Source organism: Limnochorda sp. LNt (assembly GCF_035593265.1).
In the GTDB taxonomy this organism is placed as follows: Bacteria; Bacillota; Limnochordia; order Limnochordales; family Geochordaceae; genus Geochorda; species Geochorda subterranea.
Genome location: NZ_CP141614.1, coordinates 2,421,833 through 2,447,708, shown reverse-complemented (window position 1 = coordinate 2,447,708; position 25,876 = coordinate 2,421,833). Strand labels below are relative to the sequence as shown.

Here is a 25,876-nt window from a genome sequence, read left to right as displayed (position 1 = left end):
GCTAGCGAGCCCTCGCCGCCCACAGCCCCCGCCCCGAGCGGCGGGCGTCGCGCTCGAGCTCGACCAGCTGGGCTGCGTAGCGCACATTGGGCGGCACGGTCATGACGGCCGCGTAGCGCTGCTGGACCAGCCAGGCATTGACGAAGAGCCCGTCGACCCAGACGTAGGCCAGCAGCCGGCCGTAGCGGTCGTGGCTCTGCACGTCCGGCAGGAGCTGGACCTGTCGTCCGGCCACCAGCCGCGCGTTGGCCCGCCGGGCCTCCTGGGCCATGCGCCGCACGTCGGGATCGGGGTCGTCCAGCTCGGGCGTGTCGATGCCGATGTAGCGCACCCGACCGTACCGGGCCGTGCGGATGGTGTCGGCATCGATGACGTCGACGACCCGGTCGGTCAGGAGGACGGCTCCCTCGGGCGGCTTGAGGCGGGCCAGGTCGGCCGCGTCGGGGGCGGGCGCCCACCGGGTCGTCATGCGGGCGTAGGCGACGGCGGCCATGGTCAGCAGCAACGCCGCGACCAGTACGCGTCGGCCCCTGGCCGGGGCACGCCGGGGCAACGACGAGCGGCGGCGCAGCGTCGGGCGGGGCAGCGGACTCACGCGGCAGGGGCACCCTCCCAGCTCGGCGACCAGACCACTACGCGGTCCTTGCCCTGGCGCTTGGCCTGGTAGCAGGCCTCGTCGGCGCGCTGGAGCAGCTCGCGCCAGTCACGGGCGTGCACCGGGTAGCTGGCCACCCCGAAACTGGCCGAAAGCGGCGGGCCTCCCTCCGTCAGCTGCTGGATGAAGGCGTGCACGGAGGGCAACGCGGCCCGAATCCGCTGCGCGAAGGCACAAGCCGCCTCGATGTCGGTGTCAGGGAGCAGGATGGCGAACTCCTCGCCCCCGTAGCGGGCAGCCATGTCGGTGCGCCGGACGCTTTGCCGCACCAGGTGTCCCACGGCCCGCAGCACCTCGTCGCCCACCAGGTGGCCGAATCGGTCGTTGAACGCCTTGAAGTCGTCGAGATCGATGAGCACCAGGGAGAGGGGCAGGCCGGTCTGCCGGGCCCGCTCCAGGCGCGCCTGGAGCTGCTGGATGAAGTGGCGGTGGTTGTAAAGCTCGGTCAGCCCGTCGGTGGCGGCCAGGTGCGACGTCAGGCCCATCAGGCGAGCGTTTTGGATGGCCACGGCGGCCTGATCGGCCACCATCTGCAGCACCCGCAGGTCCTCGTCGGTGAAGGCCGCCGGGCGAAGGCTCTCCACGTTGAGCACGCCCAACACCCGGTCCTTCATGCGGATGGGCACCGCCATCTCGCTGCGGGCGCCGACCACCCCGGCGATGTAGCGGGCGTCACGGGTCACGTCGTCGACTCGCACGGCGCGCCCGGTGCGCGCCACGAACCCCGTCAGGCCCTGCGAGACGGGGATGACCAGGCCCTCGGGGACGTGATAGCCGTAGCTCCCCGCCAGCCGCAACGCGCCCTCGTCCTCGTCCAGCAAGAGGATGGCCGGGTTGGGGTAGCCGAACATGTCGCTCACCAGGCGCAACAGCCGATCGATGAGGCGCTCCATCTCGAGCTCGGACGTGATCAGCTTGCCGCTCTCGTAGAGGGCGGCAAGGACGGCCCGGGCCCGGCGCAACTCGCGCACCAGCCGCAGCAGCTCGAGCGTGCGGCGGTCCCGCAGGCGCGCGACCGCGCCGCTCGCCGCGCCCAGCGCACGCAGGAGCACCGCGGCCGTCAGCGTCGGCAGCCACCATCGGGGCCGGCCCAGCGGCTTCCAGCTCCGACCCCAGCCGCAGGGCGACGGCGGCCGAGGCCATCGCCCCTCCCGCCAGCCCCCAGCCGGCGCCGAAGGCGAAGCCCAGCGCCATGGGCGCGGCCGCGGGCAAGACGTGGACCACGTCGGGGCCGCCGCCCGCCGCCGTCAGCCCACCGTAGAGCGCCAGGCCACCGGCGGCCAGGATGGAGGCGGCCGCCTGGTACGAGGGCGTGCGCCGACGAGAGCCGCGCCCCACGCTCCCGGTACGCCGGAGCACGCCGTGGCCCCATGCCATGGCCTCGCTTCCCCTCAACCCCCGGGACTGGAAAGGCATATCGCCATTAGCGATTGTATCCAGAGAGGGGGCCGGCGTCACCCCCGAACATCTTCGGTGCCAGCCGTTGCGCTGCCGACGGGTACAATGGCGGGTGTAGGAGGCGAGTCGATGGCCGAAACCCAGAGGGCCGCGCGCCGCCGGACCCCCGGGACCCGCCGCCTGCTGAGCGTGGCGCTGGCGTCGGGCGTGGGCCTGGGGCTCCTGCTCGCGGGCTATCTCTCGCTGCGGCAGGAGCTGGGGCGCCAGGCACGGCGCATCGAGGAGATGGACCAGCGCCTGGCTCACCTGGAGCGTGTCACCCTGTCGAGCGGTCCGGGGCGCTCGGAGCAGGTGGCCACCGTGCCGGCGCGGATCTACTTCACCCGGGCCGGTGCGCAGGGAGCCATCGAGATGGTCGCCGTCACCCGGCCGGTCCCGGCCGGTCTGGGGCCCGAGGCGCATCTCGAGCGGGTGATGCAGGAGCTGCTGGGTGGGCCGCAGCCTGACCGGGGCGAGCCGACCGACGTCTTCACCCAGATCCCCGAGGGGACCCGCCTGCGCGGCGTGCGGCTCGAGGGGTCGACGGCCTACCTCGACTTCTCGCGGGAGCTGGAGCAGACCGCGGGGACCATGCGCCTGGACGGCATCTTGCGGCAGATCGTCTTCACCGCCACGGAGGTCCCGCAGGTCGAGCGGGTCGTCTTGATGGTGGAGGGCGAGCGGACGGGCACCGAGGAGCACCCCTTCACAGGAGACGGCCTGCTCTTCGGAGAACTCTCGCGGGAACGCCTCCCGCTCTGAGCGGGACGGCCGGCTCGAGGAGGGTCGGAGCCTGCGCGGCTTTCACATCCTGAGGGACTTCGTGCGCCGGCACCGGTGGCGCTACCTGGCCGGCGCCGCGGTCCTGCTCGTCATCGACGTCCTGCAGCTTCTCATCCCGCGGGTCCTGGGTGACGTCGCCGACGCCTTCGCCTCCGGCCAGCTGAGCGCAGCCTACGCGGCCCGACAGGCCTTGACGCTGCTCTTGCTGGCCGCACTCATCAGCTCCGGCCGATGGGCGTGGCGCCACCTGCTGCTGGGAGCGTCGCGGCTGCTGGAGGCGGACCTGCGGCGCCAGCTCTTCGCGCACCTGCAGCGGATGTCGTCGGGTTACTTCGTGCGCCACCGGGTGGGCGACCTGATGGCCCACCTGACCAACGACGTGCAGGCCGTCCGCATGGCGGCGGGTCAGGGCGTGGTGCTGAGCATCGACGCCCTCTTCATGACCACCGCCGTGGTGGCCATGATGGCGAGCTCCGCCGACCTGCGCCTGGCCCTCGCGGCGGCGGCCCCCCTGTTGCTGTTGTCGGCGGGCCTCACCTACACCGGGCGAGAGGTGCACCGTCGCTTCCGCGCGGTGCAGGAGGGCTTCAGCCGCCTGACGGAGTTCGCCGAGGAGAACATCGGCGGCATCCGGGTGGTCAAGGCCCTGGCTCGTGAGGAGCAGGAGCGGCTCCGCTTCGAACGCATCGCGGCCGAGCAGGTCGAGCTCAACGTGCGACTGGCGCGGGTCTGGGCCATCATGGGGCCCATGACGGAGGCGGCCGTCGGCCTCGCCTACGTCGTCGTCCTGCTCCTGGGCGGGCGTCTGGTGGTCTCGGGAGAGGTGAGCCTGGGGCGCTTCGTCGCCTTCGCGGGCTACCTCGGGATGCTCATCTGGCCGCTGACCTCCATCGGGTGGCTCATCAACATGGTCCAGCGCGGCCGCGCCTCGCTGGAGCGCCTGGCCGCGTTGCTGGCCGAGCAGCCCGACGTCGAGGAGCTCCCCGACGCGGTCTCGCCGGGCCGGCTCTCGGGCCGCATCGAGGTGCGCCACCTGACCTTCACCTATCCGGGGGCGACCCGCCCTGCCCTGAGCGACGTGAGCTTCACCGTGGAGCCGGGGCAGGTGGTGGGGATCGTGGGGCGCACCGGCGCCGGCAAGAGCACGCTGGCCCAACTGCTGCTGCGGCTGTACGACCCGCCGGCGGGCACCATCCTCTACGACGGCCGGGACGTCCGCAGCCTCAAGCTGGAGGAGCTCCGCCGCCAGATCGGCTACGTGCCCCAGGATGGCTTCCTCTTCTCGGTGAGCATCGCGGACAACATCGCCATGGGCCTCGACCCGACCCACGACGAGGGCGACGACGTGCGGGAACGGGTGGAGGCCGCGGCGCGTCTGGCCCACATCCACGAAGACGTGATGCGCTTCCCACAGGGGTACGACTCCCTGGTGGGCGAGCGCGGGGTGGCTTTGTCGGGCGGCCAGAAGCAGCGCACGAGCATCGCCAGGGCCCTCGTCAAGGACCCTCCCATCTTGATCCTGGACGACGCCCTCAGCGCGGTCGACGCCGAGACGGAGCGCGCCATCCTGGAGGACCTGCGGGGCGTGCTGCGCACCCGGACCGCCATCGTCATCACGCACCGGCTCTCGGCCGTCCGAGAGGCGGACCAGATCCTGGTGCTCGACGAGGGGCGCGTCGTCGAACGAGGGACCCACGCCGAGCTCCTGCGCCGCGGTGGGCTGTACGCGCGACTGTACGAACGCCAGCGGCTCGAGGCGGAGCTGGCGGCCCCCGAGGCGACGGGCAGCGACGGGTTGGCACGGGTGGAGTGGCATGCCGCTAGCGGTTGACATCCACGAGGAGCAGGCGCTGGCACGGTCCCTGGACCGGCGGCTCCTGGCCCGGTTGCTGCGATACGCACGGCCCCACTGGCTGCCCATCACCGTGGGGATCGTCCTGTCGCTGTTGGTGACGGTGGCGGATCTGGCGCGTCCCTATCTGTTCAAGGTGGCCATCGACGAGCACCTGGTGGTGGCGGTGCGCGCCGCGCAGGGCGCCGACGCCGCCTCGGCTGCCACGTTGAGGGAGCACGGGGCGGCGCTGTGGCGGCTGGCTGCCGTGCTGCTGGGCCTGTCGGTGGCCTCGCAGGCGCTGGCCTATGCCATGACCTTCGTCATGCAGCGCACGGGGCAGTCCATCGTCTTTCGCATCCGCAGCGAGCTCTTCCGCCACGTCGAGAGCCGGGCGCTGGCCTTCTTCGACCGCCACCCCGCCGGTCGGCTCGTGACGCGGCTGGCCAACGACACCGAGACCCTCTCCGAGATGTACACGTCGGTGGTGGTGAGCCTCTTTCGGGACCTCTTCGTGTTGGTCGGCGTGCTGGTGGCCATGGCCCGCCTGGACGGGCCGCTCACCCTGGCCAGCCTGGCCTGGCTGCTCCCCGTGGGCGTGGCGACGTGGCTGTTCCGCACCCGTGCCCGGCAAGCCTTCCGGCGGGTGCGGGTGCACCTGGCACGCGTCAACGCCTTCCTGGCCGAGAACCTCAACGGCATGTGGCTGGTCAAGGCCCTCTCCCGCGAGGTGCGCCAGATGCAGCGCTTCGACGAGGAGAACGGCGCCTACCTGCGGGCCAGCATGGGCGAGCTGTCGGTCTTCGCCACGTTTCGACCGGCCATCGACTTCCTGGGAAATGCCGCGGTGGCGGCGGTGCTGTGGTACGGCGGCGTCCGGGTGGCCGGGGGCCAGGTGGAGTACGGCGTGCTGTACGCCTTCTTGAGCTACGTCCGCCAGATGTTCCAGCCCATCGGCGACCTGGCGGAGAAGTACAACGTCCTGCAGGCGGCCATGGCGTCGTCGGAGCGGATCTTCCAGATCCTCGACGACCGTACGGCCATCCCCGAGCCGGCGAGGCCGGCGCCGGTGCCGGCCCGGGCCCGGGGCCACGTAGAGCTGCGGGGGGTCTGGTTCGCCTACCACGGGCAGGATTGGGTGCTCGAGGACGTCTCCATCGAGGCGCGGCCCGGCGAGACCATCGGTCTGGTGGGAGCGACGGGCGCCGGCAAGAGCTCCATCGTCTCGCTCTTGAGCCGGCTCTACGACGTCCAGCGAGGGGCGGTGCTCCTCGACGGGGTGGACGTGCGCGACGTGCCCACCGACTGGCTGCGTCGCCAGGTGGGGGTCGTGCTGCAGGAGCCGGTGCTCTTCTCCGGGACCATCGCCTACAACATCGGCTTCGGGCTGCGCGGCGACGGGCAGGCCGACGGGGCGGCCTCCCCCGACGCGCTCGACATGGAGCGGATCCGCCAGGCGGCCCGGCAGGTGGGCGCCGACGCCATCATCGAGGCCCTGCCCGGTGGCTACGCTCACGCCATCAGCGAGCGGGGGGCGGGGCTCTCGGCCGGTCAACGGCAGCTCATCGCCCTGGCGCGAGCGGCGGCCCTGGATCCCCCGGTGCTGGTGCTCGACGAGGCCACCGCCAGCGTCGACAGCGAGACGGAGGCCCTGGTGCAGCAGGCCATCCGCTCCATGGCGGGCCAGCGCACCCTGATCATCGTGGCCCACCGCCTGGCCACGGTGGCCCACGCGGACCGCATCGTCGTGCTCCACCGGGGCCAGGTGCGCGAGCAGGGCACGCACCGGGAGCTCCTGGCCCGACGGGGGCTCTACTACACCCTGTGGCGGCTGCAGAGCCTGGAGGCCGACGATCAGGCCGCGCCCAGGTACGCGTCGCGCACGGCGGGGTCGCTGGCCACCTCGCGGGCGGCGCCGGCCAGCACGATGCGGCCGGCCTCCAGCACGTAGGCCCGGCGGGCGATCTGCAAGGCCATGCGGGCGTTTTGCTCCACCAGGAGCAGGGTGGTGCCCTGGCGGTTGATCTCCTGCAGCAGACGGAAGATCTCGACCACCAGCACCGGCGCCAGGCCCATGGAAGGTTCGTCGAGGAGCATGACCTGAGCCCGGCTCATCAAGGCCCGCCCGATGGCCAGCATCTGCTGCTCGCCCCCCGACAGCGTGCCGGCGTTTTGGCGGCGCCGCTCGGCCAGCCGGGGCAGCAGGGAGTAGACCAGGTCGAGGTCCTCTTGCACCCGCGATCGATCCCGGCGGGCGTAGGTGGCCAGGAGCAGGTTCTCCTGGACCGAGAGGTTGGCGAAGATGGCGCGGCCCTCGGGCACGTGCGCGATGCCCATGGCCGTGACGCGCTCGGCGCTGAGCCGCGTCAGCTCCTGACCCCGGTAGCGGATGCTACCCCGGTAGGGGCGCACCAGTCCCGATATGGCGCGCAGCGTCGTGGTCTTGCCGGCGCCGTTGGCCCCGATGAGGGCCACCACGTCGCCCTCGTCCACCCGCAGCGAGACGTCGCGCAGCGCCTCGATGTTGCCGTAGCGCACCGTCAGGTCGTGGACCTCCAGCAACGCCCCGCCTGCCGTCACGTGACGGCCACCCCCTTGCCGAGATAGGCCTCCAACACGCGGGGGTCCTGGCGCACCGCCTCGGGAGAGCCCTGGGCGATGACCTGACCGAAGTCCAGGACCACGATGCGGGGGCACAGCCGCATCACCACCCGCATCTGGTGCTCGATGAGCACGATGGCGACGCCGAAGTGCCGGTGCACCCAGCGGATCAGCTCCATCAGGCGGTCGGCTTCGGTGGGGTTCATGCCGGCGGCCGGCTCGTCCAGGAGCAGCAGCCGCGGCCCCGATGCCAGCGCCCGCGCCATCTCCAGTCGCCGCTGAGCGCCGTAGGGCAGACTGCCTGCCGGCTCGGCGGCCACCTCCTCGAGCTCGAAGAGGCGCAGCATCTCCATGGCCCGCCAGTAGACACGGGCCTCCTCTCCCGCCGTACGACCGCCGCCGACGAGGGCCGGGAGCAGGCCGTAGCCCGTCTGCGAGAAGAGGGCCGCCCTCACGTTGTCGACCACCGACAGGCCCTTGAAGAGGCGGATGTTTTGGAAGGTGCGGGCGATGCCCAGGCGCACGATCTGGTTGGGCCGCAGCCCCACCAGGGAGCGCCCCCGGAAGCGGATCTCACCGCGGCTGGGGCGGTAGACGCCGGTGATGAGGTTGAAGACCGTGGTCTTGCCCGCTCCGTTGGGGCCGATGAGCCCCACCATCTCGCCCTCATCCAGGCTCAGGGTGAAGCCGTCCAGAGCCTTGAGCCCGCCGAACTGGATGGAGAGGTCGCGCACCTCGAGCAACGCCACGGCCCCGTCACCCCCTCGTCCTCGGCGCCGCGCCGGCGGTCGGCCCCCGCGCCCCCGCCGCCGCCCGGCGGATGGCCCGCTCCCAGGCGGGCACGAAGAGGGAGACCTCGCGGAAGCCGAGCAGGCCCCGAGGCCGGCCGATCATCAGGAGCACCAGCAGCAGCGGCGCCAGCACCCATCGCCACAGCCCCAGGAAGCGCAGCGCCTCCAGCAGCACCGTGTAGATGGTGGCGCCCACCACGCTGCCGGCGAGGCTGGCCACGCCCCCGAGGTAGACCATCACCAGGATCTCGGTGGACTTGAGGATGTCGAAGCTCCGGGGGTTGATGAACTGGATCAGGTGGGCGTACAACCCGCCGGCCACGCCCGCGAAGAAGGCGGAGATCAAGAAGGCCTGCAGCTTGATCTGGCGGGTGTCGATGCCGACCAGCTCCGCCGCCAGCTCGTCCTCCCGGATGCTGGCCACGCCCCGGCCGAACCGGGAGTGGACGAAGTGGCGCAGCGCGACCAGCGTCACCACCACCCAGACGAAGACCCATCCCGGGGTGGTCAGGCGTCCGATGCCCGGGAGCCCGCGGGGGCCCCCCACGGCTTCGATGTTTTCGATGGCGCTCTTGACGATCATGTTGAGGGCGAGGGTGACGATGGCCAGGTAGTCGCCACGGGTCCGAAACGACGGCAAGGCCACCACGAGGCCCACGATGGCCGAGGCGACGCCGCCGATGAGCAGGGCCACGGGGAAGAGCACCGGCCACAGCTGTCTGGGAAAGAGCCACAGCATCACCGCGGCCGAGGCGTAGGCGCCCACCGCCATGAAGCCGGCGTGCCCCACGGAGAACTCGCCCATGTACCCGTTGACCAGATTGAGGCTGGCCGTCAGGATGATGTTGATCCCGACGTACATCAGCACCTGCACGTGGTAGGGATTGAGCGGCAGGCGCGGCAGCAGCGCCGCGAAGAAGAGCAGCAGGGCCGCCGTCCCGATCCACGGCAAGAGGCGTCGCAGGGGCCGCGCCTCCATCGCGCCCGCGACGGCGGCGCCTGGGTGGGCGGGCGCGGGTGGGGCGGTGCGGTTCAGACCTTCTGTGCCCATACCCGTCCGAACATCCCCGTCGGTCGGAATACGAGAAGCGTCAGCAGCAGGGAGAAGGCCACGAAGTCGCGGTACGTCGACGGCAAGAATGCCGCGACGAAGACCTCGGTGGCGGCCAGCACGTAGCCGCCGGCCACGGCCCCCCGGATGCTGCCGATGCCACCCACCACCGCCGCCACGAACGCCTTCCACCCCACCAGGACGCCCATGTAGGGGTCGATGATGGGGTAGGCCAGCCCCACCAGGATGCCCCCGGCGGCGGCCAGGGCCGAGCCGATGGCGAAGGTGAGCGAGACGATGCGGTTGACCGGCACCCCCATCAGGGGCAGGTGCCGGATGTCCCACGAGATGGCCCGCATGGCCATGCCGGTGAGGGTGCGGTTGACGAAGAGATCCAGGATCAGCATGAGCAGCACGGCCACGCCGAAGATGACGGCCTGGTTGGAGGAGAAGCCGATGTCACCCGGCAGCGGATAGAACCGCGCCGGGATCATCCGGGGGATCTGGCGGGGCTGGGCCCCCATCGTGGCCAGCACGAAGTGCTCCAGGAAGAGGCCTACCCCCAGGGCTGTGATGACGGCCGAGACCCGGGGGGCGTCGCGCAGGGGCCGGTAGGCGACGCGCTCGATGGTGACGCCCAGGGCGGCCGTGGCCGCCATGCTGAACAGCAGCGTCGGCACGAACGGCCACCGCATGACCGCGGCGGCGAAGAACCCCAGGAAGGCCCCGACCATGAAGATGTCGCCGTGGGCGAAGTTGATGAGGCGCAGCACCCCGTAGACCATGGAGTAGCCCAGGGCGATGAGGGCGTAGACCGACCCGAGCTGAAGGGCGTTGATGGCTTGCTGCAACAGGTACGAGATCAATGTCGCAAGCCTCGCTCGCCATCGTGTTGGGATACATCCCGGGCGGCCGGGGCCCCGGGCCGCCCCGGGGCCCCGCCGGCACCGGTGGCCGTCACGGGTTGGCCGTGGTGAAGTACTTGAACTGCCCGTCCTCGATCCGGATCACGACGGCGCTCTTGATGGGGTCGCCGCTTCCCCTGAACTGCATGGTGCCGGTGACGCCCTCGTAGCGCTCGATGGAGGCCAGGGCGTCACGCACCGCCTCTCGGTCGAGCCGTCCGGCCTGCTGCAGCGCCTGGAACAGCAGCTGGAACGAGTCGTAGGTGAGCGCTGCCACATCGTCGGGCGGGCTGCCGAAGCGCTGCTGATAGGCCTCGATGAAGCGCCGTGCCACCGGCGTGGCGATGTCGGGGGCGTAGTGGGTGGTGAACATGAGCCCTTCCATGTCGGAGCCGCCCAGCGTCAGCAGATCGGCGAAACCCCAGCTGTCGGAGCCGATGATGGGCACCGTCAGGCCGATGAGGCGCGCCTGTTGGACCTGCAGCGGCACCTCGCTGTAGTAGTTGGGCAGGAAGAGGATGTCCGGCCGGGCCGCGCGGATCTTGGTCAGCTGCGAGAGGAAGTCCTTGTCGCCGGTGGTGTAGGTCTCGAAGGCCACCACCTGCCCGCCCAGCTCGGTGAAGGTCTGGCGGAAGACCTCCGCGATCCCCTTGTTGTACTCGCTGGCCACGTCGTAGAGCACGGCTGCCCGTTGCGCGTTGAAGTGCTGCCGGGCGAAGGCCGCCACGACCCGCCCCTGGAAGTCATCGGTGAAGGCGGCGCGGAAGACGTAGCGCTTGCCCCGGGTCGTGTTGGGGTTGGTGGACCACGGCGAGATCATGGGGGCGCGCGCCGACTCCGCGATGTCGGCCGCCGGGACGGCGTTGCGGCTCGCGTTGGGGCCCACCATGGCGATGACGCCGTGCTGGTAGTAGAGCTTCTGGGCGGCGGCCACCGCGGACTGGGCCTTGTCCTCGTTGTCCTCCACCTGCAGCCGGATGGCGTAGCGCTGGTTGCCCACCAGGAGCCCGCCCGCCTGGTTGATCTCGTCGACGGCCATCCGGGCGCCATTGAGGCTCGACTGGCCGACCACGGGGATCTGGCCCGTCAACTCGGCGTTGAGGCCCACGACGATCTCCGCGGCCGAGGCCGCCCCGGCCACCAGGAGCGTGGCCACGAGGGCGCCAGCCGTCGCGATCCACCTGCGACGCATAGACCCTTGCACCCCTCCCTCTCCGAGCTGGTGCCGAGACGGGGCTGCCGCCGGAGTCCGGCAGCCCCGAAAGTGGTAACGACATTCGCTAGTCCGAGAGGGCTTCCTGCACGGAGGAGAGGGGCGGGGCGGCGCGCGCCGTGCCGCCGCGGTGAGAGCGTCGCCTCAGGAGGGGAAGTAGCGGTGGACGGTGTGCGCCACGCCGTCGGCCCAGTGAGGAGGGGCGACGTAGTCGGCCAGCGCCAGCAGCTGGGGCTCCGCCGTGGCGACCGCCACGCCGACGCCGGCCTGCCGCACCATCTCGAGGTCGTTGCCCGCGTTGCCGACGGCCACCACGCGCTCGAGGGGCAACCCGAGCCGGCTCGACAGGAAGCGCAGCCCCGTCGCCTTGGAGACGCCGGGCGCCATCACCTCGACGCAGTCGGGCCCCGAGCGCACCGCCGAGAAGGGCTGCCGCCCCGCCGCTGCGGCCCGCTCCAGGGCGTCGGCCGCGGCGGGCTCGCCCAGCAGGAGCAGCTTGATGCCGCCCCCTTCGGCGTACCACGGAGCATCGGGGCCCGGGCGGGTCACCGGCGCCAGCAGCCGGGCCCGGTCCTCCGCCAGGAGATGGTCGGCGCGACGCTCGCCGCCCGCGACGGGCACGACGCCCTTGGTCAGGTAGGCGAAGCCGCACAGCCCCAGCCGACCCGCCAGATCGACGACGTCGTCGACCGTCTCCGGAGCGAGCCGCCGCTCCATCAGGACGGCCCCCGAGGGGTCGACCACCTGGCTGCCGTTGCAGGTGATGAGGGGCAGCCGGATGCCGATGCGGGCGGCCAGCTCCCGAGAGGCGGCCAGGGTCCTGCCCGTGGCCAGCGTCACGTGGACGCCCCGCTCGATCAGCTGGCCCAGGGCCTCCCGGTTGGACCGGCTCAAGCGGCCGCCGTCGTCCAGGAGGGTGCCGTCGATATCCGTGACCAGCATGCCCAAGGGCCACCGGGGTGAGACGTGCTTGGCGATGATGTCATCCCTCGGCCTTCGCGCGATGATCGGGGCACGGCTCCGGCGGAGCCAGGCCCCGAAGGCAACAGTAAACGTCAGTTGTTGCGGGGATGTCAAGGCTTCGCGAAGAGATGCCGCGCGCCGACCGCCCGTCCGCCCGACGCCACGGCACCGGGCGTCCGTGCCACGTCACCTCGGCATCGCCTGCAGCGCTTGCTCGAGGCGCCGCCCGGCCCGCTGCAGGAGCTCTTCCACGTCGAGGGGGCCGTTCCCCTGGACCAGCGGCACCACGACGTCCTGCCACCAGACGGCATCGAATTCGAGGAAAGCAGGGTGCGCCGGCATGGCCCGTGCCCGGGCCAGGGCCTCGAGCGCGACCGCCCTGGCCTCGGGACGGCGCTCCAGCGATGGCTGCCACCCCATGGCCTCCAGCGCTTCGGCCAGATGGGCCAGGGCCTGGCTCGCCGCCGGGGGGGCCGTGCGAGGTATGGCGACGCCCTCCAGCGAGAGCCACGTGGCCGCCGCGGCCGGCCCTGCCGGCGCCGGGACGACCCGCACCCGACGTCCCGCGGGGCCCACGACGCCAGGCTCACCCGGCCGGAAGGGGGAGGCGGCGTCGGGCAGCTCCAGGGGGTCCGAGAGCAATCCCATGAAGAGGGCGACCTCCCCTCGCCGGAAGGGGAGATCCGCCGGCTCCGCCCAGCTCCAGGGTGCCGACGGGCTCAGCTCCTCGGCGACGAAGCGGCGGTAGAAGGTGGCCGCGGTGGCCACGGCCTCGGCGGAGTCCCACGGCTGGCCGGCAGAGGTCAGGAGCGTGCCGCCGGCCTGCCAGATGAACATCGCCAGGGGCGGCCACCCGTTGACCACGGTCGGCCAGGGCAGGCGCCCCGCGGCCCGCACGCGGCGGGCGGCGTCGAGCAGCGCGTCCCACGTCGACAGGTGCTCCGCCGACACCCCGGCCTCGGCGAGGGCTCCGGCGTCGGCGTAGAGGACGACGGGGTCCATCACCCCCGGCAGGGCGTAGAGCCGCCCCTCCCAGGTGAAGGGGACGCGGGCGGCGGGAGCCGGGGGGTGCCGACGGACCATCTCGTCGACCGGCGTCAGCCATCCCCGGGCGGCCAGCCGGGCGGCCAGGGCCGAGGGCAGGGCCACCAGCTCGGGCGCGTGGCCCTCGGCCAGGGCCAGCGTCAGGCGCGCGCCGTAGTCGGCCCAGATGGGCTCGATGGCGATGAAGACGTCGGGGTGGGCGGCCGCGGCGAGCCGCGCGGCCTCTCGCCAGGCGGCCAGGTAGCCGCCCCGGGCCGGGACCCACAGGGTGACGGTCACCGACGCGGGCTCGGGAGACGGGGCGGCCGAGGCGAGCGGGCAGGCCATCGCCCAGAGGAGCGCCACCATCAGAGCCCACCGGCCGGGTCGCCCCGGGTCGCCACGACCGCCTCCGTGCGCGTGCCACCTCACGGGCCGGCCCCCCTCCCGCCGATATCTTAGCGGCCAGGCGGGGTGGCTCGACGTGGCGGGGCGATCCTTGACCCGGTGGGGCTCAGCGGCCATACTCTAAGAGGACCCGCGTGGCGCACTGGCCGCGCGGGCCGTCCTCTCATCCTCTCGGGAGGCGAGGAGCCTCGATGGACCCGTCGTCCGAGGTGCTCAGACGCATCAACGAGCTGGCGGCCCAGCGGCTGGCCCTGTGGTCCAAGGGCCATCTCACGGACCAGGACCGCGAGCGCATCAGCCAGATCACCATGGAGCTGGACCGCCTCTGGGAGAAGCGGCGGGAGGAGCGGGCGGCCAGCGCCCACGGCATGCCCCTTCGCCGCATCCTCGCCGGCGACCTGAGGCGAGGCGGGTAGGGGCCGGCCGCCCTTGCAGCGCCTCTGGGACCGCGTGCGGCCGGAGCGGCATCCGTCGGCCGTCGGCGACCCCACCGCCATCTACGACGAGATCGTCTGGCCGCGCACCGGCCGGGGGCGCCCGTGGGTGGCCATCAACATGGTGGCCACCGTCGACGGCAAGACGACCCTGGATCGGGGGCGGCACCCCCGTCCCATCGGCAGCCGCGTCGACCGGGCCCTCATGGTGCGGCTGCGCACCCGGGTCGACGCCGTGCTGCGCGGGGCGGGTACCGTCCGGCAGTCGCCCTACTACCCCTCGTTGCCGCCGGGGGCGGTCGAGCGCCGACAGCGTGAAGGGCTGGCACCGTTTCCCCTGGTGGTGGTGATGAGCGGCTCGGGGGAGCTCCCGCTGGAGTCGCCGCTCTTCGAGGCGCCGCCACGACGACCGCTGGTGCTGCTGGGCCCCCAGGCCGCTCCCGAGGCTGTGCGTCGTCTCGAGCGGGTGGCGGACGTCCGCATCGGCCCCCGGGTCGAGGGGGGCCTCGACGTGCGCTGGGCCCTGTCGTGCCTGGCGGAGGAGTACGGGGTGCGGGTGGTGCTGAGCGAGGGGGGGCCCACGCTCAACCACGCGTTCTTACGCGCCGGCTGCGTGGACGAGCTCTTCCTGACGGTGGCGCCCTTCGTGGCCGGGCGCGAGGACGACCGCACCGTCGTCGACGGTCCGGCCCTCCTCGATCCCTTTCCGCGGCTGGAGCTGCTCAGCGCGTACCTCCATGAGGACGAGCTCTTCTTGCGCTACCGGGTCCACGTACCGGCCCCCGATGCCGCCGGCGAGCGCCCGGATGCAGCGGATGGCGCCGCGCCGCCCATCGAGAGGAGGCGTCCGAGCTGAACCTGCCCGTCTTCGCCCTCTTCGCCGGCATGCTGGGGCTCTTCCCCTTCCTCTCGGCGTACCTGGTGCGGCTCGGGGCCGACCCCGCTGTCGCCGGGGCCATCCTGGCGGCCTACTCGGCGGCCAACGTCCTGGGCAACGCCACCGGAGGCTGGCTGGCCGACCGACGAGGGCGGGCATGGCCCGTGCGGGTGGGGCTGGCGGGTACGGTGGGCAGCCTGGTCCTCTACGCCGTCCCGCGCCTGGAGCTGGTGGCCCTCGCCCATGCGCTGCACGGCTTCATGGCGGGGATGGCGACCCCGTCGGCCTTCGCCTGGGTGGGAGATCGAGGCCGCCGGACGGGTCAGGGGCGCACCATGGGCCGGACGGGGGCGGCCATCGCCCTGGCGGCGGTGCTGGCCCCCGCCGCGGGTGGTGTGCTGGCCCAGCGGGCAGGTCCCGACCGGGTCTTCCTGATCCTGGCCATGGTGACCGTCGTGGCACTGGCGCGAGCGTGGCGGCTGGCGGATGCGGCCGGCCCGCTAGCCCCGCGCGTGGTGGCCCCAGGCTCCCCGTCGCCCGGCCCAACTCCTCTGGCGGCGCTGGCCACGCCACCGCTGCTGGCCGCGTACGGGGCGGCCCTGGTGATCCAGGCGGCCTTCGGGCTGCTGATATGGCTGCTGCCCCTGCAGGCGCAGCAGGCGGGCATCGGCAGCGGGGCGGCCGGCGCCCTGATGGGGCTGCTGGGGGCGGTGGCCGGCCTGTGGATGGGCCTGGGAGGCTCGCTCGCGGACCGCCTGGACCGGCCCGCCATGGTGGGGGCGGGCCTGGTGGGGCTGACGGTGGGGCAGGGGCTGCTGGCCGGCGCTGCGGAGCCCGAGCAGTTCTGGGCCCGGGGCGTGGCCGGGGCGGCCGTCTTCGGCACCGGCTTCGGCACGGCCTTCCCAGCCGCGGCGGCCATGGTGGCCGAGGCGACGGGCTCCTATCAGCGAGGCAGGGCCTTCGGCCTCTTCTCCATCGCCTTCTCCTTGGGGGCCATGGCTTCGCCGGCCGTGGGAGGCGTGCTGGTGCGTCAGGGCTGGCTGGTGGTGCCGGGCGTCGAGGGCGGCATGGCGGCCTGGTGGCAGACGCCCTACGTCATCGGAGTCGTGGCGGCCATCGCCCTGGCCCTGGTGGTGGGCTGGCCCCGCCGGCCGGGGTGGTGGGGCCTCATTTCTCGACGTAGCGACACATGAAGCCGGGGCTGCCCAGCTCGGCCGGCTTGGGGTGCAGCCGCAGGATGCGGAAGTCGAAGCGGCAGTAGCTGACGAAGTCGTGCACCCCGTCGATGGTCACGTCGGCGACCGGGGTCGCCTCGCCCGCACCGGCCAGCAGGGCCACCTCCGCGGGCATGCCGGCAGCGATCTGGCCCGTGGCCAGGTCCTCGAGGACGTCGGGAGCCATGTCCACGGTCCGGTAGGCCAGGTGGTACATCTTCCCGGGCCCCAGGCTGCGGAGATTGTCGGCCACCCACGAATTCCTGACGAGGAGCTGCAACACCCTCGATGCCATGGCGTCCCCAGCATATGCTCCGTCCGGAGGGGGCAGGCCCGCGATGAGCGCATCCGCTCCGATGCGACGCGCGACGCGACGGATCCTACGGGCAGCCGCCGCGGTGGCGAGCCTGCTCCTGGCGCCTTCGTTTGCGGCGGCCTCGCCGGGGGAGGGTGCGATGGGCTTCAGTGGCTACGTCTCCGTGCAGCGACTGGAGCTGGGCCCGCTCAACGCCCGACTGGTGGACGTACCTCGGCTGCCGCCCGACGGATGGGCCACCGGATACGGCGTGACGCTGCTGAGGCCCTCGGGGTGGGGCTTCGCCTTCGCCAGCGGCACCTACCGGTGGGAGGCACGGGACGCCACGGGCCTGAGCCGCCTGGAGATGACCCACGCCCAGGCGGGCCTGGTGCGGGAGTTGCTGGCGGGACCGGACCTGCGCGTCACCGTGGCACTGCTCGGCGGGCTCGTCTCGGCCCAGCTGGATCTGGTGGGTGGCGCGCCCCGCCGCTACGACGAGTTCAAGATGAACCGCTTCACCCGCCGCCTGGTCAGCCTGCAGCCCGAGGTGGGGCTGCTGTGGCGCCTGGGGACGGCGACCTCGTTGCAGGCCGCGGCGGGCTACCTGGTGGCGGGGGACTTCTGGCACAGCCGCTGGGCGCACCCGTACGGCTCGACGCTGGAGGGCCTCCCGGCCTGGCTGCGCGGGCCCTCCCTGCGGCTGGCGCTGGTGGTGGGAGGGCCCTGAGGGACGGGGCATTCGTCTCTTGTGGCGGGCGGCGGGGACCCGGTAGACTCCCTCGGGGGGTACCCGAGTGGGGGCACGCCGCCTGGCCAACGGGGCCGCGCTCCTGGTGGTCGCGGTCTTCCTGGCCGGCGCCATCCTCTACAGCCGCAGCCTGGGTTCGCAGGCCGAGGTGGGCAAGCCGGCTCCGCGCTTCGAGCTGACCGACCTGCAGGGGGGCCGCGTCGCGCTGGCCTCCTTCGAGGGCCGTCCCGTCTTCGTCAATTTCTGGACCTCCTGGTGCGACCCGTGTCGTGAGGAGATCCCCGGGCTGGAGAGCTTCCACCGCCGCTTCGGCGAGCGCATGCCCGTCATCGGGGTCAACGTCCGCGAGCCCCTGCCGGTGGTGCAGGAGTTCGCCCGTACGATGCAGATGACGTACCCCATCGTGCGCGACGCCGACGGTCGCCTCTCGGAGCGTTACCGGCTGCGCGGGTACCCGGAGAGCTGGATCGTCGGGCCCGACGGCGTGGTGCGTCAGTACTGGCCGGGCCCCGTCACCTTCGAGCAGATGGAGCAGGCATACGCCCAGGTCATGGGGCGCCCCATCACCGAGGGGCTCCCCGACGGCGGGCCCCTGCCGGCGGACGAGGCCGGGGTGGGGCTGGCCGTGGCGGGATCGCACCTGTGGGTAGCCGGGCGCCAGCGCCTCGTGGCGGCTCGGCTGGATGCCGTCGAGCGCGCCGACGGATGGGAGGTCGTCGTCCTGCCCGACGGGTTGGCGGCGCTCGATGCCGTCGCCTCCTGGCCCCAGGGGCAGGCCGTCGTGGTGGCATCGGGCAGTCGGCTGTGGAGCCGGGAGAGCGTCGACGGCCCGTGGCGGGCGTTGCCGGAGGCCCCCGGACCGGTGCTCTCCCTGGCCGGCGCCGGTGACGAGCTGATCGCTTGGATCCGCGGGCGGGGAGGCTACGCCCTCGACGGCGAGGGCCGATGGAGGGCTCTTCCGCCCGGCGGGCTCCCCTCGATGGCCGTCTCGGCCTGGATGGGGCGCCTGCGAGGCGACCTGGTCGCGGCCACGCCGGCCGGGCTCCTGCAGAGCCGGGAGCCGTCGGGCCCCTTCTCCCGCACGCGCCTCGAGCGACCGTCGTGGGCCGCCGTCGAGGTAGGCGAGGCGTGGATGGTGGCCACCGACCGGGGTGTCTACCGCTATGACCCGGTCCGTGGCGAGGCCGCTCCCGCCGGGGGCACGCCCACCCGCGTCTTCGTCGCGCTGGCGGCGCTGCCCGACGGGCGCCTGGCGGCCCTGGCCCCCGACGGGGACCTCTACCTCGGCTCCGCCGTGGAGCCCGCCGAGCTGGATGCCGCGGGCGCCTGGCACCCGCTCGGGGTCCCGCGGGGGTCGCGGGCCCGTGAGGGGCCGGAGTGAGGCGCCGACGATGCCCAGGCCGACGAGCACGGCGGAGGAGGACTGAGCGACATGGCCGTAGCCCGACGTCGCCGGACGGGACAGGACCCCTGGGTCTGGGGCATCGTGCTGGTCGTCGCGGTCGCATCAGCGGCCGGCATCGCCTCTGCCCTGACCGGCATCCCGCAGGACCAGGGCCTGGAGGCCCGGGCCTGGGCCCTGGCCAGGGAGCTGAGCTGTCCCGTCTGCAACGGCCAGTCGGTCGCCGAGTCCTCCAGCACGGTGGCCGCCCAGATGCGGGCCGAGATCCGCCAGATGCTCGAGGAGGGCAAGGACGAGAGCCAGATCATCGACCACTACGTCCAGCTGTACGGCACCTGGATCCTGGCCCGCCCGCCCGCCACGGGGGCGTACGTCCTGCTGTGGGGCGCCCCGCTGGCAGCTCTGGTGCTGGGCGGCTTTTGGGCTTACCGGCGCATGGGAAGGACGGGGGGATAGCGCGGTGCATCCCGCGGTGATCGGCCAGGGCATGCTCTGGCTCACACTGGCGGCATCGGCGGCGGCGGCCATCCTGTCGGCGGCGGGCCTGGTCCGGCGCCGTCCGCCGTGGCTGCGAGCAGGTCGGGCGCTGGTGGTGGCCGCCTTCGGATTCGCCACCGTCGCCTCCGCGGTGCTGGTGGTGGCCCTGCTGACCGACGACTTCCGGGTCGCCTACGTGGCGAGCCGCTCGGCGCGGGCCGTGCCCGTCCTCTACAAGCTGGGGGCCTGGTGGGGAGGCCAGGAGGGCTCCTTGCTCCTGTGGCTGTGGCTGCAGCTGGGCGTGGCAGCGCTGGTAGTGACCGGGCGGCCCGATCCCGAGGCTCCCCGGCTGTGGCCGGCGGCGACGGCGGCCTTGGCGGCGATGGCCACCTTCTTCGCCGCCCTGGTGGCCGGCGTGGAGTCGCCGTTTCGGCTGCTGCCGCAGCCGCCTGCCGACGGCGCCGGGCTCAACCCGCTGCTGCAGTCGCCGTCGATGCTGCTGCACCCCATCGCCCTCTATCTGGGCTACATCGGCATGACCGTGCCCTTCGCCTTCGCCCTGGGCGCCCTGGCGGTGGACGAGACCGGCGACGCCTGGATGCGGATCGCCCGCCGCTGGGCGCTGGGCGCCTGGCTCTTCCTGGGGCTGGGCATCGTCCTGGGCGGCGAGTGGGCGTACAAGGAACTGGGGTGGGGCGGCTACTGGGCGTGGGATCCGGTCGAAAACGCCAGCCTCGTGCCCTGGCTGCTGGCCACGGCCCTGGTGCACTCGGGCCTGGCCCAGGAGCGTCACGGCACGCTTCGCCGGTGGAACGCCGTCCTGGCCCTGGCCGTCTTCATCACGGTGCTGGTGGGCACCTTCCTGACGCGAAGCGGGGTCATGGCCTCCGTCCACGCCTTCGCCGAGTCGCCGACGGGCCCGCCCTTCATGGTCTCGATCGGCCTGGTGACGGCCCTCTCCATCTGGCTGCTGGCGCTGCGCTGGGACCGGCTGCAGGACCGGCAGCCCATCGCCTCGCTGGCCTCCCGAGAGGGCGCCTTCGTGGCGGGCAACATCGTGCTGAGCTCGCTGGCCTTCGCCGTCCTGTTCGGGACGGTGGTGCCCATCCTGAGCCGCCTCTTCGGACCGGGCATCACGCTGCAGGCGCCGTACTTCGAGCGGGTGTCGGCACCGCTGTGGGTGCTGATGCTGCTGTTGATGGCCGTGGGTCTCGTGCTGCCGTGGCGGCCCCAGGTCAATGGGGCGCGCCGCACGGCGACCTGGATCCGGCGCCTCCTGCCCGTCGGGGTCGGGGTCCTGCTCTTCGTCGCGCTCCTGGCGGTCGGGGGGCTCCGCCGGCCCACGCTGCTGACGGGCTTCGCCGCCGCTTTCGTGGCGGGGGCCGTGGCGCTGGCCGAGCTGGTGCGATGGGTGAGGGGACGGCGAGGCCGCGGGCTGGCCGGGCGTGACGGCGCCCGCAGCCGGCTCGGTGGGCTGCTGGCTCACGCCGGGGTGGCCATGGTGGCGGTGGCGGTCCTGGCGTCGACCGCCTTCCAGGCGCGCACCAGCCTCTCGCTGGCTGTCGGGCAGGTGGGCCACCTGGGCGGGTACACCGTGCGATACGAGGGGCTCGCCTCGCGGCGCGTGCCGGGCGCGACCGAGGTCTACGCCCGGGTGGGACTCTTCCGCGGCGACCGCCCCATCGCCAGCCTGGAGCCCGCGCGGCGCCTGTACGATGACAACATGGCCCAGTTCGGCACCACCACGGAGGTGGCCGTCTACCGGCACGTGGAGGGCGACGTCTACGTCGCCCTGGCGGGCTGGGAGGAGGGCGGCAGCCGGGCCGCCTTCGAGCTTTACGTCAACCCGCTGGTCAACTGGATCTGGGTGGGGTCGATCCTGATGCTGGCGGGTACGGCGCTCGCGGTAGGCTCCCGGGCCGAGGCGCGGCTCGTCGAGCGCCGCGCCGAGGCCCGGCTGCTCGAGGAGGTCGGGCGGCTGCGCCTGCCGGCTACGCCAGGGGGTCGCTAGCGAAGCGGCCGATCACCTTGACCTCCAGCTGCAGCAGGACGCCGAAGCGCGCCTGGACCGCCTGGCGCACCATGCGTATGGCCTCCAGCACCTCGCGGCAGCGGGCATGGCCCTTGTTGACGATGAAGTTGGCATGGACCGGGGAGATCTCGACGTCGCCCCGTCGCCATCCCTTGAGGCCGGCCTGCTCGATGAGACGGCCGGCGTAGTCGCCGGGCGGGTTGCGGAAGATGCTGCCCGCGCCCGGCTCGCCCAGGGGTTGGGTGCGCCGCCGGGCCTCCAGGTAGGCCTGCATCTGGACCATGATGGCCTCCGGGGGGCGGGGTGCGAGCTCCAGCCGGGCGCTGACCACCACCAGTTCCGGGCGCGCCTGCAAGACGCTGGTACGGTAGTCGAAGCCCAGAGCCTCCCGATCCAGCGTCGTCATCTCGCCGGTGGCCGCCAGGCACTCGACCTGCCGCACCACGGCGCTGATGGCGTGATGGTGGGCCCCGGCGTTCATCACGACGGCGCCCCCGACGCTCCCGGGGATCATGACGCCAAACTCCAGCCCCGACAGCCCCCGGCTCGCCGCCTGCCAGGCCACCGCCGGCAGGGGCGCGCCGGCCTCGGCCTCCAGGGACGTGCCCTCCCACCGGACGCGGGAGAGACCCCTCGAGATCTTGATGACGACGCCCTCGATGCCATCGTCGCTGACGAGGAGGTTGCTGCCCCGACCGATGACGGTGAAGGGGATCCCGTGGGTGGCGCACACCTCCAGGGCCCACCGCAGGTCGTCGCGTCCTTCGGGGATGACCAGGACGTCGGCGGGGCCCCCGACGCGGAAGGCGGTATGGGCCGACATGGGCTCGTCGACCAGCACCGCTCCCTTCAGACGCTCACGCAAGAGAGCCACCCACCCGGCTGTCACGCTCGGCGCTCGCGTCGATCCCATGACGGCCTCCTGCTCGTCGTCACCCCTGCTCGCCAGCGGGGCGCGACCGGTATGGAGTCTATTCCTGCACCGCTCGGGCCAACCCCTCTGGTACTGCGGACCTGACGCAAGAGGGGCGGCCCTGCCAGGCAGGCCGCCCCCCGTGACGCTTCGCTCCTGGAGCCGGCGTCAGCCCTCGAGGCGGACGGCGATCCGGCCGTCGTGCACCTCCACCGGGTAGGTGCGCAGGGGCTTGTAGGCCGGCAACGTCAGGGCCTTGCCCGACCGGACGTCGAAGCGGGCTCCGTGCTCGGGACAGGCGACCACGCCCGCCTCGGGCTCGAAGTCTCCCTCGCTGAGGCTGGCGCGTTCGTGGGTACACGTGTCGTCGGTGGCGTAGATGCCTTGTGGCGTGTGCCACAGCGCCAGCGTCCGGCCCCCGACCCGCACCCGGCGCCGGCTGCCCGGGGGCAGCTCGGAGACGGGCAGCACGAAGGTCAGCCCCTCCTCCACGGCCGTCCTCCGCTCCTCAGCCCACCGAGCCCTCCATCTCCATCTCGATGAGGCGGTTGAGTTCCACCGCGTACTCCATCGGGAGCTGGCGGGCGAAGGGCTCGATGAAGCCCATCACGATCATGGCCGTCGCCTGCTGCTCGGGGATGCCCCGGCTCATCAGGTAGAAGAGCTGCTCCTCGCTCACCTTGCTGACGGTCGCTTCGTGCTCCATCTGGACGTCGCTGTTGAGCACCTCGATGTAGGGGATGGTGTCGGTCTTGGACCGGTCGTCGAAGATGAGCGCGTCGCAGTTGACCTTGCTCTTGCTCTTGTAGGCGTCGGGTGCGATGTGCACCAGGCCCCGGTAGGTGGTGCGGCCCCCGTCCTTGCAGATGGACTTGTTGGTGATGGTCGACGTCGTGTAGGGAGCCAGGTGCACCGCCTTGGCGCCGGCGTCCTGGTGCTGGTGGGGCCCGGCCAGGGCGATGGAGAGCACCTCGCCGCGGGCGCCCTTGTCCATGAGGTAGACCGACGGGTACTTCATGGTCAGCTTGCTGCCCAGGTTGCCGTCGATCCACTCCATGGTGGCGTCCCCGTGCACGGCCGCGCGCTTGGTCACCAGGTTGTAGACGTTGTGGGACCAGTTCTGGATGGTGGTGTACCGCACCCGGGCGCCCGGCTTGACGACGATCTCGACGACCGCCGCGTGCAACGAGTCGGTGGTGTACTGGGGGGCGGTGCAGCCCTCCACGTAGTGCACGAAGCTGCCCGGCTCGGCGATGATGAGAGTCCGCTCGAACTGCCCCATGTTGCGCGCGTTGATGCGGAAGTAAGCCTGCAACGGGATCTCCACCCGCACCCCCTCGGGCACGTAGATGAAGCTGCCCCCGCTCCAGACCGCGCTGTTGAGCGCAGCGAACTTGTTGTCGGCCGCTGGCACCACGGTGCCGAAGTACTCCCGCACCAGGTCGGGATACTGGCGCACCGCCGTGTCGGTGTCGACGAAGATGACCCCCTGGCGCTCGAGCTCCTGGCGGATGCTGTGGTAGACCACCTCGGACTCGTACTGGGCCGTCACCCCGGCCAGGAACTTGCGCTCGGCCTCGGGGATGCCCAGCCGGTCGAAGGTGCGCTTGATGGTCTCGGGTACCTCGTCCCAGCTCTGGCCCTTTCGGTCGGTCGGCCGGATGTAGTAGTAGATGTCCTCGAACCGGAGATGGGAGAGGTCCCCACCCCAGGTCGGCAGCGGCTTGCGCTCGAAGATCTCCAGGGCCTTGAGGCGAAACTGCCGCATCCAGTCGGGCTCGCCCTTGATGGCGGAGATCTCCTCCACCACCTCCCGGCTGAGCCCCTTGCGGGATCGGAAGACGTACTGCTCCGGGTCGGCGAACCCGTAGCGGTACTCCGTATCGAGTTGGAGTCCCTGCCTGGCCACCTGATCGACTCCCCCTTGCCATGAGAAGTCTAGTGCTGGTACTTAGTGATGTCAATGCTTTACCCAGTTAAGCATCGGCGTGGGCCGGCCCCGAGCGGGCATCGGTGCGCCCGCCATCCGTTGCGCGGACGGTCCCCGTCAGGGTACCCTTTGGGACGGGAGAGACCACGAGGATGGGACGGTGGCGGCATGGGCGTGCTGTCGCGCATGACCACGGTGCTCAAGGCCAAGATGAACAAGCTGGTCGAGCGGTGGGAAGATCCGCGGGAGACCCTGGAGTACTCCTACCAGCGGCAGCTCGAGCTGCTCCAGAAGGTGCGCCGCAACCTGGCCGAGGTGGCCACATCCCGCAAGCGGCTCGAGCTGCAGGTGGTGCGCCTGCGCGAGACGGCCCAGCGCCTGGAGGCCCAGGCCAGGGAGGCCCTGGCAGCCGGGCGCGAGGACCTGGCCGTCGCCGCCCTGCAGCGCAAGGCGGAGCTCCTCCAGCAGGTGGAGGGCATCGAGCGGCAGGCGGGCGAGCTGGAGGCCGAGCAGAAGAAGCTGGAGACCGCCGAGGCGCGCCTGCGGGCCAAGGTGGAGGCCTTTCGGGCCCAAAAGGAGGTCATCAAGGCCCAGTATTCGGCAGCCGAGGCCCAGGTGCGCATCGGGGAGGCCGCCAGCGGGCTGTCGGAGGAGCTGGCCGACGTGGGGCTGGCCGTGGAGCGGGCTCAGCAGAAGACCGAGTCGATGCGGGCCCGAGCGGCCGCCATCGACGAGCTGGTCGCCAGCGGGGCCCTCGACGACCGCACCGCCATCGGCGGGACGGGTACGGGCATCGAGGCCGAGCTGGCCAGGCTCAAGGCATCGGAGCAGGTCAAGGCCGACCTGGAGCGGCTCAAGCAGGAGGTGGGCCGGGGATGATCGTCCGCATCGCCACCGAGGGGCAGTACGAGTTGCGCGGGCAGGCGCTCGACGAGCTGGACAGCGCCGACGACGCGTTGCTGGACGCCATCGAGGCGGGAGACGAGGCCGCCTTCGCCCGGGAGCTGGCCCACGTGCTGGAGATCGTCCGGACCCGCGGGCGGCGGCTGGACGACGACGAGCTCGAGGAGTCCGACCTGGTGCTGCCCCCGCCGGACACGACGCTGGAGGAGGCCCGGGAGCTGTTTCGGTCCTATCCGCGCAACCTCGTCACCTGAGCGCCCGAGGGTGGCGGGGATGCCAACGGGGATGCGGAGAAGGGGCCGGTGCCGCGATGGCGGGCACCGGCCCCTTTTGTCGGGCTCAGACGGGGCAGTCCCAGAGGGGATACCAGCGCGAGGGGTCCCGTTCGGTGGGCAGCTCCTGCGACAGCAGGGCGGCCGCCTGAAACTCACCGCTCTCGTAGCGGCCGTCGGACGACGTCTTGCCGGCGCCCCTCGGCACGAAGGGGTAGAAGAGGCCCCGCTTGTAGCTGTAGATGAGGTAGATGCGCTCGGGGACGTCGGCGCCCACCACTGACGACAGGCGCCCGCCCGGGCGAAACCGGAAGACCGCCGAGAGGATCTGGGTCCCGTAGCCCTGCTCCTCCAGGGTCTGGGCGGCCATGTGGACCAGGGTCAGCAGATCCTCGAAGTCGTCGTCCTCCACCAGGATCCAGGTGTACTGGTAGCTGTCCTTGAGCACCTCGAGGCGGCTGCGGGTCTCGCCGGCGCCCATCCTCACCAGGTCGGCGAGCTCCTCCTGCGCCCGGGCGTAGTCGGCGGTGACGATGGGCTTGAGACAGAGCCCGGCCCGGCCGGCACTCACCCAACCCAGCCGCTCCTCCAGGGCGGTGCGGGCCGTGGAGAGCGCGAAGAGGTTGTCGGACTTGGGCTTGACCAGCCGGGGCCGCCCCATCAGGGCGTCGAGCCACTGTCGCAAACCCACCGCACGTCCTCGCCTCTCCCGGGG

Annotated in this window: 26 protein-coding genes; 12 read left to right on the top strand and 14 right to left on the bottom strand. The window is 72.3% G+C overall.

The annotated features are described in order from the left end of the window. Nucleotide 1: 1 nt before the first annotated feature. Together VLY81_RS11635 and VLY81_RS11630 are read right to left on the bottom strand one after the other, a co-directional pair. A complete protein-coding gene (locus VLY81_RS11635; protein WP_324668355.1) occupies nt 2–595 on the bottom strand; it encodes a thermonuclease family protein in 594 nt (197 codons plus the stop codon). Next, nucleotides 592–1,707, bottom strand: a complete 1,116-nt coding sequence (locus tag VLY81_RS11630) for a GGDEF domain-containing protein (protein WP_324668353.1) — start codon at nt 1,705–1,707, stop codon at nt 592–594. The genes VLY81_RS11635 and VLY81_RS11630 overlap by 4 nt, the downstream gene beginning before the upstream one ends. A 475-nt stretch (nt 1,708–2,182) precedes the next feature. Here VLY81_RS11630 and VLY81_RS11625 point away from each other — a divergent pair, with 475 nt between their 5' ends. The 3 genes from VLY81_RS11625 (at nt 2,183) to VLY81_RS11615 (ending at nt 6,657) form a co-directional block, all read left to right on the top strand. Continuing rightward, complete coding sequence (locus VLY81_RS11625; protein ID WP_324668352.1) at nt 2,183–2,854, top strand: GerMN domain-containing protein; 672 nt, start codon at nt 2,183–2,185, stop codon at nt 2,852–2,854. Nucleotides 2,855–2,915: 61 nt separating this feature from the next. Continuing rightward, nucleotides 2,916–4,706, top strand: a complete 1,791-nt coding sequence (locus VLY81_RS11620; protein ID WP_324668351.1) for an ABC transporter ATP-binding protein — start codon at nt 2,916–2,918, stop codon at nt 4,704–4,706. Then, nucleotides 4,690–6,657, top strand: a complete 1,968-nt coding sequence (locus VLY81_RS11615) for an ABC transporter ATP-binding protein (protein ID WP_324668350.1) — start codon at nt 4,690–4,692, stop codon at nt 6,655–6,657. The genes VLY81_RS11620 and VLY81_RS11615 overlap by 17 nt, the downstream gene beginning before the upstream one ends. On the opposite strand, the gene VLY81_RS11610 is transcribed toward VLY81_RS11615, so the two are convergent. The 7 genes from VLY81_RS11610 to VLY81_RS11580 form a co-directional block, all read right to left on the bottom strand. Next, nucleotides 6,561–7,286 (bottom strand): ABC transporter ATP-binding protein, encoded by a 726-nt coding sequence (locus tag VLY81_RS11610; protein WP_405001260.1) that lies wholly within the window; start codon nt 7,284–7,286, stop codon nt 6,561–6,563. The genes VLY81_RS11615 and VLY81_RS11610 overlap by 97 nt on opposite strands. Next, a complete protein-coding gene (locus tag VLY81_RS11605; protein ID WP_324668349.1) occupies nt 7,283–8,056 on the bottom strand; it encodes an ABC transporter ATP-binding protein in 774 nt (257 codons plus the stop codon). The genes VLY81_RS11610 and VLY81_RS11605 overlap by 4 nt, the downstream gene beginning before the upstream one ends. Before the next feature lie 7 nt (nt 8,057–8,063). Further along, on the bottom strand, nt 8,064–9,077 hold the full coding sequence (locus VLY81_RS11600; RefSeq protein ID WP_324668348.1) for a branched-chain amino acid ABC transporter permease: 1,014 nt from the start codon (nt 9,075–9,077) through the stop codon (nt 8,064–8,066). A gap of 53 nt (nt 9,078–9,130) precedes the next feature. Then, nucleotides 9,131–10,012 (bottom strand): branched-chain amino acid ABC transporter permease, encoded by an 882-nt coding sequence (locus VLY81_RS11595; protein ID WP_405001378.1) that lies wholly within the window; start codon nt 10,010–10,012, stop codon nt 9,131–9,133. Nucleotides 10,013–10,106: 94 nt separating this feature from the next. After that, nucleotides 10,107–11,246, bottom strand: a complete 1,140-nt coding sequence (locus VLY81_RS11590) for an ABC transporter substrate-binding protein (RefSeq protein WP_324668345.1) — start codon at nt 11,244–11,246, stop codon at nt 10,107–10,109. 165 nt (nt 11,247–11,411) lie between these two features. Continuing rightward, complete coding sequence (locus VLY81_RS11585; protein ID WP_324670415.1) at nt 11,412–12,209, bottom strand: HAD family hydrolase; 798 nt, start codon at nt 12,207–12,209, stop codon at nt 11,412–11,414. Between the two features lie 207 nt (nt 12,210–12,416). Further along, complete coding sequence (locus tag VLY81_RS11580) at nt 12,417–13,685, bottom strand: ABC transporter substrate-binding protein (RefSeq protein ID WP_324668344.1); 1,269 nt, start codon at nt 13,683–13,685, stop codon at nt 12,417–12,419. 167 nt (nt 13,686–13,852) lie between these two features. Here VLY81_RS11580 and VLY81_RS11575 point away from each other — a divergent pair, with 167 nt between their 5' ends. From VLY81_RS11575 to VLY81_RS11565, 3 genes are read left to right on the top strand one after another with little or no spacing between them, the layout of a single operon-like run. Further along, nucleotides 13,853–14,077 carry a hypothetical protein gene (locus VLY81_RS11575; RefSeq protein ID WP_324668343.1) on the top strand — a complete coding sequence of 75 codons (225 nt, stop codon included), beginning with the start codon at nt 13,853–13,855 and terminating at the stop codon, nt 14,075–14,077. A 13-nt stretch (nt 14,078–14,090) separates the two neighbouring features. Further along, nucleotides 14,091–14,951, top strand: a complete 861-nt coding sequence (locus tag VLY81_RS11570; RefSeq protein ID WP_324668341.1) for a RibD family protein — start codon at nt 14,091–14,093, stop codon at nt 14,949–14,951. After that, nucleotides 14,948–16,165, top strand: a complete 1,218-nt coding sequence (locus tag VLY81_RS11565; RefSeq protein WP_324670414.1) for an MFS transporter — start codon at nt 14,948–14,950, stop codon at nt 16,163–16,165. Before VLY81_RS11570 ends, VLY81_RS11565 begins: the two co-directional genes overlap by 4 nt. On the opposite strand, the gene VLY81_RS11560 is transcribed toward VLY81_RS11565, so the two are convergent. Continuing rightward, nucleotides 16,140–16,439 (bottom strand): hypothetical protein, encoded by a 300-nt coding sequence (locus VLY81_RS11560; protein WP_324668340.1) that lies wholly within the window; start codon nt 16,437–16,439, stop codon nt 16,140–16,142. The genes VLY81_RS11565 and VLY81_RS11560 overlap by 26 nt on opposite strands. 85 nt (nt 16,440–16,524) lie before the next feature. Between VLY81_RS11560 and VLY81_RS11555 the strand changes: the two genes are divergently transcribed. The 4 genes from VLY81_RS11555 (at nt 16,525) to VLY81_RS11540 (ending at nt 21,122) form a co-directional block, all read left to right on the top strand. Further along, a complete protein-coding gene (locus VLY81_RS11555) occupies nt 16,525–17,211 on the top strand; it encodes a hypothetical protein (protein WP_324668339.1) in 687 nt (228 codons plus the stop codon). Nucleotides 17,212–17,278: 67 nt separating this feature from the next. Further along, the gene (locus VLY81_RS11550; RefSeq protein WP_324668338.1) at nt 17,279–18,613 is read left to right on the top strand and encodes a TlpA family protein disulfide reductase; all 1,335 of its coding nucleotides are present in this window, start codon (nt 17,279–17,281) and stop codon (nt 18,611–18,613) included. Between the two features lie 51 nt (nt 18,614–18,664). Further along, a complete protein-coding gene (locus tag VLY81_RS11545; RefSeq protein ID WP_324668337.1) occupies nt 18,665–19,090 on the top strand; it encodes a cytochrome c-type biogenesis protein in 426 nt (141 codons plus the stop codon). 4 nt (nt 19,091–19,094) lie between these two features. Next, nucleotides 19,095–21,122 (top strand): heme lyase CcmF/NrfE family subunit, encoded by a 2,028-nt coding sequence (locus VLY81_RS11540; RefSeq protein ID WP_324668335.1) that lies wholly within the window; start codon nt 19,095–19,097, stop codon nt 21,120–21,122. Here the strand turns inward: VLY81_RS11540 and murB are convergent. The 3 genes from murB to sufB form a co-directional block, all read right to left on the bottom strand. Then, nucleotides 21,103–22,056 carry a UDP-N-acetylmuramate dehydrogenase gene (murB, locus tag VLY81_RS11535; RefSeq protein WP_324668334.1) on the bottom strand — a complete coding sequence of 318 codons (954 nt, stop codon included), beginning with the start codon at nt 22,054–22,056 and terminating at the stop codon, nt 21,103–21,105. The genes VLY81_RS11540 and murB overlap by 20 nt on opposite strands. A gap of 168 nt (nt 22,057–22,224) precedes the next feature. Then, entirely contained in the window at nt 22,225–22,548 is a 324-nt protein-coding gene (locus VLY81_RS11530) for a non-heme iron oxygenase ferredoxin subunit (RefSeq protein ID WP_324668333.1), read from the bottom strand. Nucleotides 22,549–22,564: 16 nt separating this feature from the next. Continuing rightward, nucleotides 22,565–23,965: a Fe-S cluster assembly protein SufB gene (gene sufB / locus VLY81_RS11525; protein WP_324668332.1), complete on the bottom strand. Its 1,401-nt coding sequence runs from the start codon at nt 23,963–23,965 to the stop codon at nt 22,565–22,567. A 189-nt stretch (nt 23,966–24,154) separates the two neighbouring features. On the opposite strand from sufB, the gene VLY81_RS11520 reads away from it, so the two are divergent. Both VLY81_RS11520 and pspAA read left to right on the top strand, forming a co-directional pair. After that, nucleotides 24,155–24,865, top strand: coding sequence for a PspA/IM30 family protein (locus tag VLY81_RS11520; protein ID WP_324668330.1), 711 nt, complete (start codon nt 24,155–24,157; stop codon nt 24,863–24,865). Continuing rightward, nucleotides 24,862–25,143, top strand: a complete 282-nt coding sequence (gene pspAA / locus VLY81_RS11515) for a PspA-associated protein PspAA (protein ID WP_324668329.1) — start codon at nt 24,862–24,864, stop codon at nt 25,141–25,143. The genes VLY81_RS11520 and pspAA overlap by 4 nt, the downstream gene beginning before the upstream one ends. Before the next feature lie 85 nt (nt 25,144–25,228). Here pspAA and pspAB read toward each other — a convergent pair whose 3' ends face one another. After that, nucleotides 25,229–25,852, bottom strand: a complete 624-nt coding sequence (pspAB, locus tag VLY81_RS11510; protein ID WP_324668327.1) for a PspA-associated protein PspAB — start codon at nt 25,850–25,852, stop codon at nt 25,229–25,231. Between the last annotated feature and the right edge of the window lie 24 nt (nt 25,853–25,876).

Coding starts and splice junctions, on each gene's coding strand:
- VLY81_RS11590 (WP_324668345.1), bottom strand. CDS start 11,246: ATGCGTCGCAGGTGGATCGCGACGGCTGGCGCCCTCGTGGCCACGCTC.
- VLY81_RS11585 (WP_324670415.1), bottom strand. CDS start 12,209: ATGCTGGTCACGGATATCGACGGCACCCTCCTGGACGACGGCGGCCGC.
- murB (WP_324668334.1), bottom strand. CDS start 22,056: ATGGGATCGACGCGAGCGCCGAGCGTGACAGCCGGGTGGGTGGCTCTC.
- VLY81_RS11575 (WP_324668343.1), top strand. CDS start 13,853: ATGGACCCGTCGTCCGAGGTGCTCAGACGCATCAACGAGCTGGCGGCC.
- VLY81_RS11545 (WP_324668337.1), top strand. CDS start 18,665: ATGGCCGTAGCCCGACGTCGCCGGACGGGACAGGACCCCTGGGTCTGG.
- VLY81_RS11555 (WP_324668339.1), top strand. CDS start 16,525: ATGAGCGCATCCGCTCCGATGCGACGCGCGACGCGACGGATCCTACGG.
- VLY81_RS11625 (WP_324668352.1), top strand. CDS start 2,183: ATGGCCGAAACCCAGAGGGCCGCGCGCCGCCGGACCCCCGGGACCCGC.
- VLY81_RS11520 (WP_324668330.1), top strand. CDS start 24,155: ATGGGCGTGCTGTCGCGCATGACCACGGTGCTCAAGGCCAAGATGAAC.
- VLY81_RS11600 (WP_324668348.1), bottom strand. CDS start 9,077: ATGGAGGCGCGGCCCCTGCGACGCCTCTTGCCGTGGATCGGGACGGCG.
- pspAA (WP_324668329.1), top strand. CDS start 24,862: ATGATCGTCCGCATCGCCACCGAGGGGCAGTACGAGTTGCGCGGGCAG.
- VLY81_RS11615 (WP_324668350.1), top strand. CDS start 4,690: ATGCCGCTAGCGGTTGACATCCACGAGGAGCAGGCGCTGGCACGGTCC.